The sequence below is a fragment of the Streptomyces sp. NPDC091292 genome (genome assembly GCF_044757265.1).
Lineage (GTDB): Bacteria > Actinomycetota > Actinomycetes > Streptomycetales > Streptomycetaceae > Streptomyces.
In genome coordinates this window covers 1-12,592 of record NZ_JBIVUQ010000041.1, presented here as the reverse complement: position 1 = coordinate 12,592, position 12,592 = coordinate 1, and the positions used below count along the sequence as shown (strand labels likewise).

1 protein-coding gene is annotated in these 12,592 nt (G+C 70.7%); it reads left to right on the top strand.

Going from position 1 to position 12,592, the window contains the following annotated elements:
- Nucleotides 1–15: 15 nt before the first annotated feature.
- Nucleotides 16–12,592, top strand: a 12,577-nt coding sequence (locus tag ACIQNU_RS43625) for an amino acid adenylation domain-containing protein (protein WP_401378255.1), incomplete at its 3' end; no start/stop codon positions are given.

Below are 12,592 nucleotides of genomic sequence, written 5' to 3'. Positions count from 1 at the left end.
GTGGTGTTGCCGTCGGTGGGTGGCGTACATGAGCTGATCTCGGAGCGGGCTTCGGTGGCTCCGGATGCGGTGGCTGTGGTGGCGGACGGGGAGTCGGTGACGTATGGCGCGCTGATGGCGCGGGCGAACCGGCTCGCGCACTACCTCCGCGATACCGGTGTGGGTGCTGAGTCGGTGGTGGGTTTGTGTCTGCCGCGCGGGGTGGACATGGTGGTCGCGATGGTTGCGGTGTGGCAGGCCGGTGGCGCGTATCTGCCGCTGGACCCTGAATATCCCGCCGACCGGCTGGAGTTCATGCTCGGGGATGCGGGTGTGCGGGTGGTGGTCGGGCAGCGGTCCATGGCCGAGGGCCTGACGGTTGAGCATGGGGTGTGGCTGGATGATCCGGCGGTTGCAGCCGCCCTGGCGGAGCTTCCCTCGACGGCGCCCGATGCGACGACGACCGCTGATCAGTTGGCGTATGTGATCTATACGTCGGGTTCGACGGGTCGGCCGAAGGGTGTACAGGTCGCGCACGGCAGTGTGGTGGGGATGGTGTCCGCTCTGGGGCCGGTGCTGGGTGCGGGCCCTGGCGTGCGGATGCTTCAGTTCGCCTCGTTCAGTTTCGACGCGGCGGTACTCGACGTCGCCGTGACGCTCGCCTCGGGCGGTTCGCTGGTGGTGGCGACTTCGGAGGAGCGGGCGGAGAGTGCGCTGCTGACGTCGATGCTGCGTGCCGATGGTGTGAGTGCGGCGAGTGTCGTCCCGTCCCTGCTCGGGGTGCTGGACCCGCGCGAGGTTCCCGGTGTCGGGACGCTGCTGCTGGGTGCCGAGCGGCTGACGGAGCCGGTTGCCCGTGCCTGGTCGGCCGGCCGTCGTCTCGTCAACACCTACGGTCCGACCGAGGCGACCGTCATGGTCACCACAGGCACCGTGGAGCCGGATGGTCTGTCGGGTGCGCCGGCGATCGGTTCCCCGGTGGGCAACGCCAGGGTGTATGTCCTCGATGAGCGGCTGAACCCACTGCCCGTGGGAGTCGCGGGTGAGGTGTACATCGCGGGCCCGCAGGTGGCGCGCGGGTACCGGGGCCGTCCCGGCCTGACAGGTGAGCGGTTCATTGCAGACCCGTTCGCCGCCGACGGCACCCGTATGTACCGCTCCGGGGACCGGGCACGCTGGCTGGCGGACGGGCAGCTCGACTTCGTCGGGCGTGCGGATGGTCAGGTGAAGGTGCGTGGTTTCCGGATCGAGCCGGGCGAGATCGAGGCGGTCATCGCCGCCCACCCGAAGATCCGCACCGCCGTGGTGGTGGCATTCGGTGAGGTCGAGGACCGCCGTCTGGTCGCCTACCTCGTCCCCGCCGATCAGACGGACGGCATCCCGCCGATCACCGAGATCCGCGAGTTCGCGAGCACCAGGCTGCCGGCCTTCATGATCCCGTCCGCCTTCGTGGAGCTGGCGGCGCTGCCGCTGACCCCCAACGGCAAACTCGACCGTGCCGCGCTCCCCGACCCTGAAGACTCCCGCGTCGGCTCGGCGGGCGACTACATCGCCCCGGACACCGACGTCGAGCGGATCCTTGCCGAAGTATGGGCCGAGGTTCTGGGTGTGGAACGCGTCGGCGTCGAGGACAACTTCTTCGAGCTGGGCGGCGACTCCATCATCAGCATCCGTGTCGCGGCGAAGTCCCGCGAGCACGGTGTCCACGTGACGGTGGCGCAGTTGTTCAGCCACCAGACCGTGGCGGCTCTGGCCTCGGTCGCCACGAGCGAAAGCCTGGCCGACACCGAACAGGGCCTCGTCGTGGGCGACTTCCCGCTCTCCCCGATCCAGCGGTCCTTCCTCGCCCGCGACATGCCCCGGCCGTCGCACTTCAACCAGTCGGTCGCCCTGGAAGCAACCGGGCGCGTCGACCCCGACGTACTGCGAACGGCGTTGGCCGCGCTGGTCGACCAGCACGATGTGCTGCGGTCGCGATTCGTGCGGGAGGACGGCCGGTGGACCGGCCGGCTCCTGGCCGTCGAACCGGCCGACCTGGTCATCACCGTCGACGCCTCCGGCCTGGACGGTGACGACGAGTGGCGGTTCCTGGACGCGCGGGCCACCGAGGTGCAGACCGGCCTCGACCTGAGTGACGGGCCCCTCCTGCGCGTGGCGCTCTTCGACCGCGGCGAGCGTGAGCAACTGCTCCTGTTCGTCGTACACCACCTGGTTGTGGACACGGTCTCCTGGCCCGTGCTCCTTGAGGATCTCGCGGCGGCATATCAGCAGGTCGAACAAGGCGCCACCGCCGTGGCGCTGCCCGCCAAGACCACCTCGTTCACGCGCTGGTCGCAGCGGTTGGCAGAGCTGTCGGCCTCCCCGGAGCTGGCGCTCGAAACGTCGTACTGGCAGGAGGCGGAGGCCGCGGCCGTCCCGCTGCCCCGCGACAGCGACGGTCCCAACCGGAACGCCTCCGTACGTAGCCTGCGCCTGTTCGTGGAGGCCGGTCCGACCGAGCGGTTGCTGCGTGAGGTGCCGGCCGCGTATCGGACACAGATCAACGACGTGCTGCTGAGTGTGCTCGGTGCGGTGCTGACCGAGTGGGCCCGGACGGGATCGGTGGTCGTCGACCTGGAAGGCCACGGCCGTGAGGACGTCGGCGCCGACATCGATGTGTCGCGGACCGTGGGTTGGTTCACCAGCGTCCACCCGGTGGCCCTCACGGGAACAGTGGGCGGTGACCTGGGCGCGTTGCTGCGCCGTACGAAGGAGTATCTGCGCGGCGTTCCCAGGAAGGGCCTGGGCTACGGCCTGCTGCGCCACCTCACCGACTGGACCCCGAACGGCCGTGCCGAGGTCAGCTTCAACTACCTGGGCCAAACGGGCCAAACGGGCCAGACACTCCAGACAGGCCAAACAGGCCAGACCGCCCGTCGCCCGGAAGCCGAAGACGTCGAAGACGCCGAAGGCACCACCCGTGCCACCCACGACGACAGCATTCGCTTCCGCCCGACCGGCAGGTCCCTCGGCGAGTCGCAGTCCGAGGACGGCACCCGCGCGTACCTGATCGAGGTCAACAGCCAGGTGGCCGAGGGCCGTCTGGAGATGGTGTGGACGTACAGCGCCGAGGTGCACGACGAGGCGACGATCGCGGGGCTCGCGGAGCGTTACGTCGAGGTCCTGGGCGATCTGATCGACTTCTGCTGCCGCCCGGGTGCGGGTGGGCACACACCGTCGGACTTCCCGCTCGCGCGTATCGATCAGTCCGTGCTCGACCGTATCGCGGAGAGCCTGCCGACCGTCATCGAAGACATCTACCCGCTCACCCCCGTCCAGCAGGGCATGCTTTTCCACACCCAGTTGTCCGAGGACGCCGGCATGTACTGGGCGCAGAACGGTCTGCTGCTGGAAGGTGAGTTGGACCTCGTTGCGCTGGAGCGGGCGTGGGGGTTGGTGTTCTCCCGGCACGAGGTGCTGCGTTCCGCGGTGGTGACGGAGGGCGTGCCGCAGCCGCTCGCGGTCGTTTCCCGGGCCGTGCCCCTGCCCTTGCGGATGCTGGACCTCTCGCACCTCGACGAAGAGGACCGGCGCCAGGCGATCGCCGAGCACCTGGACGCCGACTGGGCGCGCGGCGCCGACTTCACCGCACCCACCCTCGTACGGATCTCCGTGATCCGTCTCGCCGACCACCGGCATCAGCTCCTCTGGAGCTACCACCATCTGCTCCTCGACGGCTGGAGCATCCCGATCGTCCTCGGCGAGGTCATGGCGGCGTACCACGCCTTCCGCGCGGGCGAGGAGCGGCCGGAACTGGCCGTACGCGCCCCGTTCCGGGACTTCGTGTCCTGGGTCGCCGCACAGGATCTGGACGAGGCACGCGGGTACTGGCGGGACTACCTGGCCGGGGTCACCGAACCCGTTCTGCTCGGTGTGGAGCACGCGACGGGGCAGCAGGGGCGTGACGAGCGGCAGGTGCCGCTGCCGGCCCAGGTGGCCGAGTCCGGTCTCGCCGCGTTCGCCCGCCGCCACCGGGTCACGCTCAACACCGTGGTGCAGGGTGCGTGGTCGTTGGTGCTCGGCCGGTACGCGGGCCGCGACGACGTGGTGTTCGGTACGACGTCCTCCGGCCGCGGCGGACAGATCGACCGTATGGACTCCATGGTCGGTCTGCTGATCAACACGACACCCGTGCGGGCCCGGATCGACCGCGACCAGACCGTGGTGGAGTGGCTGGCGGACCTTCAGGACCAGCAGGTACGGGCCCGCAAGTACGAGCAGACCCCCTTGACCACGATCACGGAGTGCAGTGCGCTCGCCCCGGGGCAGGCACTCTTCACCACGCTGTACGCCTTCGAGAACTACCCCGACCAGGCGCGGGTCGAGGGCGGCGAAGGCGGGCAGTACGCGGAGGGCGACGGGCTGCGTGCCGGTGCCAACTACGGGCGCGACCAGTCCAACTACCCCCTCGGTGTGATCGCCTCCTCCGCCCGGGAGCTGGTGGTGCGTCTGTCGTACGACCGTGCTCGCTTCGACGACGCCACCATGGAGCGGATGGCGGGTCACCTGGCGACAGTCCTGACGGCCATCGCCACGGACACCGGACAGCGGGTCGGTGACCTGCCCCTCCTGACGGCGGCCGAACACGACCAGTTGGTGCGGGAGTGGAACGACACCGCCGAGGCCGTGTCTCCTGCGGCCGGTGTCCACGAGCTGGTGGCCGGGCGGACAGGGGAGACCCCCGACGCGCTGGCGCTTGTCGCGGGTGAACTCTCCGTCACCTACGCCGAATTGACCGCGCGGGCGGCCCGGCTCGCCCACCACCTGCGGAGTGCGGGCGTGGGCGCCGAGTCTGTCGTCGCCGTGTGCCTGGAGCGCGGGCTCGACATGGCCGTCACGGTGCTCGCGGTGTGGCAGGCCGGAGCGGCGTATCTTCCGCTGGACCCGGAGTACCCGGCCGAGCGCCTGGAGTTCATGCTCGCCGACAGCGGCGCCACCGTGCTGATCGGCCACCGGTCCGCCGCGGCAGGGCTCACGTCGGTCGGCGGTCTCGACACCGTGGTCTGGGTGGACGACCCGGCCACCCGTACGACACTCGCGGCGCTGCCCGCCACCCCGCCGCCGATACCGGTCCACCCGGACCAGCTCGCGTATGTGATCTACACCTCCGGCTCGACCGGCCGGCCGAAGGGTGTCCACCTGTCCCACCGCGGGCTGGTGAACCTCGTCACGGCGCAGCAGGTGGCGCTCGGCACGGACCGCGACGACATCGTGCTCGCCTTCGCGCCCTTCAGTTTCGACGCATCGGTGTGGGAACTCGTGATGGCGCTCGCGGTGGGCGCGACCCTGTTGGTGGCCGAGACACCGGACCGCGCGGACCCCGCCCGCCTCGCGTCCCTGGTCAGGCGTGGCGGGGTGAGCGTGGCGACCGTACCGCCGTCGCTCCTCGACGCGCTCGGCCCCGGCGACCTGGACGGTGTGACGACGCTGGTGACGGCGGGCGAACGGCTCGACGCCGGACTCGCCGCCACATGGCGGGAGAGTCGCCGGCTGTTCAACGCCTATGGGCCGACCGAGACCACGGTGTGTGCGACCATCGCCGAGGTCGACGCCCACGCCGTACAGGGCGCGCCGCCCATCGGCGCCCCGATCGTCAACGCCACCGTGTTCGTTCTCGACGCGTCCCTGCGGTGTGTGCCCGTGGGCGCTCCCGGTGAACTGTTCGTCGGGGGAACGCAGTTGGCGCGCGGCTACGGAGGGCGCCGGGTGCTCACCGCCGAGCGGTTCGTGGCCGACCCGTTCGCCGCGGACGGCTCCCGGCTGTACCGGACGGGCGACCGGGTGCGGTGGTCGGCGGACGGACAGTTGGAGTTCCTGGGCCGCGCCGACGACCAGTTGAAGGTGCGCGGCTACCGCGTCGAACCACTGGAGATCGAGGCGGCGCTCCTTGCCCACCCGGGGGTCCGGGCAGCGGTGGTGAGCGCGTTCGGGGAGGGCACGGACCGCCGTCTCGTCGCCCATCTCGTCCCGGCCGACCACACGCAGGGCCTGCCGCCCGTCGCCGAGTTGCGTGGGATCGCGGGCGAGCGACTGCCCGAGTACATGATCCCGTGGGTGTTCGAGGAGCTGGCCGAGCTGCCGCTGACCCCGAACGGGAAGACCGACCGGGCGGCGCTGCCCGAGCCCACCGGAATCCGTACCGGGAGCGGTGGCCGGTACGTCGCACCCGCCACCGCCACCGAGGAACTGCTCGCCGATGTGTGGGCGCGCGTGCTCGGCGTGGAGCGGGTGGGTGTCCTCGACGGCTTCCTCGAACTGGGAGGCCACTCCCTGCTGGCCACCCAGGTCGTCTCCCGGATCCGCGAGATGTTCTCGGTGGAACTTCCGCTGGCCACCCTGTTCGACCGGCGGACGGTACGGGGCCTGGCCTCGTACGTCGACGGCTCGGCCCGCGACGCCGCACCACCGGTGACGTCCGTGGCGAGGGACACGGTGCTGCCGCTGTCGTTCGCACAGCAGCGCCTGTGGTTCCTGGACCAGTTGGAGCCCGGCTCCGTCGACTACAACATGTCCACCCGCCGGCGGTTCACCGGTGACATCGACCTCGCCGCCCTCGGCGCCGCCCTGGACGCCCTCGTCGCCCGCCACGAAATCCTGCGGACCCGTCTGGTGGCCGGTGCGGACGGTGTGGCACGGCAGATCATCGACCCGGCGGCCGGCGTGCCGCTGCCGGTGGTGGACGTGTCCGGCAGCGCCGACCCGCGCGACGCCGCCGACCGGCTGATCGGCGAGGACGGCCTCACACCCTTCGACCTGGCGCACGGCCCTCTCGTACGCGCCACCCTGCTGCGCCTGGCCCCGGATGACCACACCCTTGCCCTCGCCATCCACCATGTCGCCTTCGACGAGTGGTCGGACCGGATCCTCCGGCGCGAGCTGACCGCCCTGTACGAGGCGTTCCGGGCCGGTCAGCCCGACCCGCTGGCGCCGCTCGCCGTGCAGTACGCGGATGTCGCTGCCTGGCAGCGGCAGTGGCTGACCGGCGACGTGCTCGACGGTCAACTCACGTACTGGCGCGAGCAGTTGGACCGGGCCCCGGTGCTTGAGCTGCCCACCGACCTGCCTCGCCCCCAGGTGCGTTCCACCGCGGGTGCCGTCACCCGCTTCACCGTCGCACCGCACACCGCGGAGGCACTGCGCGCGCTGTCCCGCGACAGCGGTACGACCATGTTCATGACGCTGCTGGCCGCCTTCAGCGTGCTCCTGGGGCGGTACGGAGACACGGACGACGTCGCGATCGGCACACCCGTCGCGAACCGCTCGCTGGCCGAAACCGAGGACCTGATCGGGTTCTTCGTCAATACGCTGGTCATGCGCACCGACCTGTCGGGCAACCCGTCCTTCGCCGACCTCCTGGGGCGGGTACGGACGATGGCCCACGGCGCGTATCTGCACCAGGACCTGCCGTTCGACCGGCTCGTCGACGCCCTGGTCACCGAACGGGACCGGTCCCGCAACCCGCTGACCGACGTCATGTTCAGCTATGTTCCCGGCGACCCGGGCGACGGCGGGACCCTGGCAGGCGGCGGTATCCCGTCAGGCGGCGGTACCCCGGCGGGAGGCTTCGACGACCGTGACACCTCGGCCCTCCCGGGCCTCACGGCCACGGGCCCCGAGCCCGTCCCGGTGAAGTTCGACCTGGTCCTGACCCTGGCGGACGCCGGCGGCGCCCTCTCCGGAGAGCTTCAGTTCAGCACCGCGCTGTTCGAAGCCGCGACCGTCGAGCGGATGGCCGCGCACCTCGTCACGCTCCTCGACGCCCTCGCCGCCGACGCGGGCCGGCACGTGGGCGAGGTCACGCTGCTGCCCGAAGCGGAGCGCCACCTCCTCGTCGAGGAGTGGAACGACACCGCCACGGAACTGCCGCCCACCGGGGGACTCCACGAGCTGATCGCCGCGCAGGCAGCCGCCACTCCTGATGCCGTGGCCGTCCTGGCAGGCGAACGGTCGCTCACCTACGGCGCGTTGACCGCCCGCGCGAACCAACTGGCCCACCGTCTCCGCCGGGCCGGCGTGGGACCCGAGTCCGTGGTCGCGCTGTGCCTGGAGCGCTCCGCCGACATGGCGGTCGCCTCGCTGGCGGTGTGGCAGGCCGGGGCGGGCTACCTGCCCCTCGACCCCGCCTACCCCCTCGAACGGCGCCGGTTCATGATGAGCGACACCGGCGCGTCGGTGCTCGTGGCCCACGAGGCGGTGGCCGCCGACCTCGCCGCCGACCTCACGTCCGACCTGACGTCCGACAACACCTCCGACGACACCTCCGCCAACACATCCGGCAACACCGTGTGCACCGTCCTCCGGCTGGACGACCCGGCGACCCTCGCGGAGCTGGACGGGCTCCCCACGACGCCTCCCGAGGTACGGGTCCTGCCCGACCAACTGGCCTACATCATCTACACATCCGGCTCGACGGGACGGCCCAAGGGCGTCCACGTCCCCCACCGCGGAGTGACCACCCTCGCCGAGGGGATGCGCTCGCTGCTGCACGCCGGTCCCGGTGATCACGTCCTCGCGTTCGCGTCCTTCAGCTTCGACGCCTCGGTGTGGGAGGTGGTGATGGCGCTGCCGACCGGCGCGACCCTGGTCGTGGCCGAGCGCCAGGACCGCACACCGCCCGAGCGGCTGACCTCGATGATGCGGCGGACCGCCGTACGTCTCGCCTTCATGACACCCACACTCCTCGGCGTCCTGTCGCCGGACGAGCTTCCCGACCTCGCCACCGTCCTGGTGGGCGGCGAACGTGTGGAGGCCAGGCTCACCGCACAGTGGCACCGACGCCTGCGGCTGCTGAACGTCTACGGGCCGACCGAGACCACCATCGCCACCACCGGCGGAGAAGTCACCGCCGACGGCACACCCCCGATCGGCACCCCGTTCCTCAACGAGCGGGTCCACATCCTCGACCCGTCGCTCCACCCCGCTCCAGTGGGTGTGGCCGGCGAACTCTACATCGCCGGCGCCGGAGTCACCCGCGGCTACGGAGGCCGGGGTGCGCTGAGCGCCGAACGGTTCGTCGCGGACCCGTTCGCCGCGGACGGCTCCCGCATGTACCGCTCGGGAGACCGGGCGCGCCGCCTGTCCGACGGCCGCCTTGAATTCGTGGGCCGTGCCGACAACCAGGTCAAGGTGCGTGGCTTCCGCATCGAGCCCGGCGAGATCGAGGTCGTACTCGCGGGCCACCCGGGCATCAGGACAGCCGTCGTGACGGCCTACGGCAGCGGTACGGAGCGCAAGCTCGTGGCCTACCTGGTGCCCGCCGACATGGCCGAGGGCATCCCCTCCGTCGGCGAGCTGCGCGCCTTCGTGGGCGAACGCCTGCCGAAGTTCATGGTTCCGGCGCTCTTCACCGAGCTGGCCGGCATGCCGCTGACGAGGAGCGGAAAGATCGACCGCGGTGCTCTTCCGGCACCGGACGGAGCGAGTGCGGCATCAGCGGACACGTATGTCGCGCCACGCACCGAGGTGGAACGCGTCCTCGCCGACGCGTGGGCGGAGATCCTCGGAGTGGAGCGGGTCGGGATCGAGGACAACTTCTTCGACCTCGGCGGCGACTCCATCATCAGCATCCGTGTCGTCGCCCGCGCCCGCGACTTCGGCGTGCACGTGACGGCGGCGCAGTTGTTCGACCACCAGACGGTCGCCGGTCTAGCCTCGGTGGCGGCGGGCGAAAGCCTGGCCGACGCCGACCAGGGTGTGGTGGTGGGTGACTTCCCGCTCTCGCCGATCCAGCGGTGGTTCCTCGGCCGTGCGCTGCCACAGGCGGCACACTTCAACCAGTCGACGGTCCTGGAGGCGGACGGCCCGGTCGACCCCGACGCGCTGCGGGTGGCCGTACGCGCACTGGTCGAACAGCACGACGTGCTGCGCTCCCGATTCGTGCGCGAGGACGGGGAGTGGGTCGGGCGCCTGGCGGCTGCCGAGACGGCCGACCCGGTGTCGCTGATCGACGCCTCCGACGTGGACGACGCCGACGAGGCCGCGTATCTGGAGGCGCGCGCCACAGAAGTACAGGCGGGACTCGACCTGGCGGAAGGACCGCTGTTCAGGGTGGCGGTGTTCGACCGCGGTGACCGCGGCCGACTGGTCCTGGTGGTGGCGCACCACCTGGTGGTCGACGCCGTCTCCTGGCCGGTGCTGGTGGAGGACCTGATCTCCGCGTACGGGCAGGCCGAGGCGGGCTCCGCGACCGTGGAGCTGCCGGCGAAGACGACATCGTTCATGCGGTGGACCCAGCGGCTCGCCGAGCTGGCCGACTCGCCGGAGCTGGCCGCGGAAGCCCCGTTCTGGCGCGCCGCCGAAGCAGCGGCCGTACCCCTGCCACGGGACCGCGCCGGGAACAACAGGGTGACCTCGGCCCGGGAGGTGGTGGCCACACTCGACGTGCGGCAGACCGAACGCCTCCTGCGCGAAGTGCCCAGCGCCTTCCGCACCCAGATCAACGATGTGCTCCTCGCCGCACTCGGCATGGCTTTGACGTCCTGGGCGCGTGTCCCGTCGGTGGTCGTCGACCTGGAGGGCCACGGCCGTGAGGACGTCGGCGCCGACATCGACGTGTCGCGGACAGTGGGTTGGTTCACCAGCGTCCACCCGGTGGTGCTCACGGGCGCCGGGGACGGTGACCTGGGCGCGTTGCTGCGCCGTACGAAGGAGTATCTGCGCGGCGTCCCGAGGAAGGGCCTGGGCTACGGCCTGCTGCGCCACCTCACCGACTGGACCCCGGACGGGCACGCCGAGGTCAGCTTCAACTACCTCAGCCAGAATGCCCAGCGCACAGGCGACCGCACCCCCGCCACCCGGGGCGCAGCGGGCCACCTCCGTCCGGGCAAGGGATCGCTCGGCCGCGCCTGGTCGACACAGGGCGACCGCACCCACCTCCTCGACGTCAACTGCCGTGTCTCCGACGGCCGCCTGGAGATGGTGTGGGCATACGGCACCGACGTCCACGACGAAGCGACCGTCGCCGCACTGGCACAGCGTTACGCCGACATCCTCGACGACCTGATCGAGTACTGCCTCCGCCCGGACACCGGCGGACACACCCCGTCCGACTTCCCGCTCGCACACATCGACCAGGCCGCACTGGACCGCGTCACCGCCCATGTGCCGACCGAGATCGAGGACATCTACCCGCTCACCGCCCTCCAGCAGGGCATGCTCTTCCACACCCGGCTCTCCGACGACCCCGGCATGTACTGGGTGCAGAACGGGCTCTCCCTGACAGGCGAACTGGACATCGACGCCCTCAAGCAGGCGTGGGAGCAGGTGTTCTCCCGGCACGAGGTGCTGCGCACGGCAGTGGTCTGGGACGGCGTACCCGAGCCACTGGCCGTGGTGTCCCGGTCCGTGCCTCTTCCCCTGGACGTACGGGACCTCTCACGGCTGGACGAAGCAGCACAGCAGCAGGCGATCGGCGACCACCTGGAGGCCGACTGGGCGCGCGGCGCCGACTTCTCCGCGCCCACACTGGTACGGATCTCCGTGCACAGCGTCGCCACCGACCGGCATCAACTGCTCTGGAGCTACCACCATCTGCTCCTCGACGGCTGGAGCCTGCCGATCGTCATGGGCGAGCTGCTGGAGGCGTACGACGCCTTCCGCACCGGCAGGGGCCGACCGGACCTGACCGCGCGAGCACCGTTCCGGGACTTCGTCTCATGGGTCGGCGCACAGGACCTGGACCAGGCGCGCGCGTACTGGCGCGACTACCTGGCCGGGGTCACCGAACCCACCACCCTCGGCGTGGAGCGGGCCACCGGCGACCAGGGACGCGCGGAAGCCCATGTCGCGCTGGAGCCCACGGCCGCCGCATCCGGCCTCGCGGACTTCGCACGGCGCCACCGCCTGACACTGAACACGGTCGTCCAGGGCGCATGGGCGCTGGTCCTCGCCCTGTACTCCGACACGGACGACGTGGTGTTCGGCGTGACATCGTCGGGGCGCGGCGGCCAGATCGACGGTATGGACTCCATGGTCGGCCTCTTGATCAACACGACCCCGACGCGCATACGTGTCGACCGTGACCAGCCGCTGGTGGACTGGCTGACCGGGTTGCAGGACGCACAGGTACAGGCCCGTCAGTACGAACAGGTCCCCCTGGTGACCATCGCCGAATGCAGCGAACTGCCCACGAGCCAGGCCCTGTTCAACAGCCTCTTCGTCTTCGAGAACTACCCGGACCAGGCCCTGACCGAAGGCCGGGAGACCTCCGCGGCCAACGGCCTGGACGCCCACCTCAACTTCGGCCGGGAGCAGGTCAACTACCCACTCCACATCACCGCCGGCGCAGGCCGCGACGTCAAGATCAAGCTGTCCTACGACCGCGCCCGCTTCGACGCGGCGACGGTGGAGCGGATGGCCGGGCATCTGGGGTCGGTGCTCGAATCGATGGCCGCTGGGGATGCGGGTCGGTGTGTGGGTGAGGTGTCGGTGTTGGGTGCGGGTGAGTGGGATGTGGTGGTGCGTGGGTGGAATGAGACTGAGGTGGAGGTGGCGGGGGTTGTTGGTGGGGTGCATGGGTTGATTGCGGAGCGGGCTGTGGTGGGTCCGGATGTGGTGGCGGTGGTGTCGGGTGGGG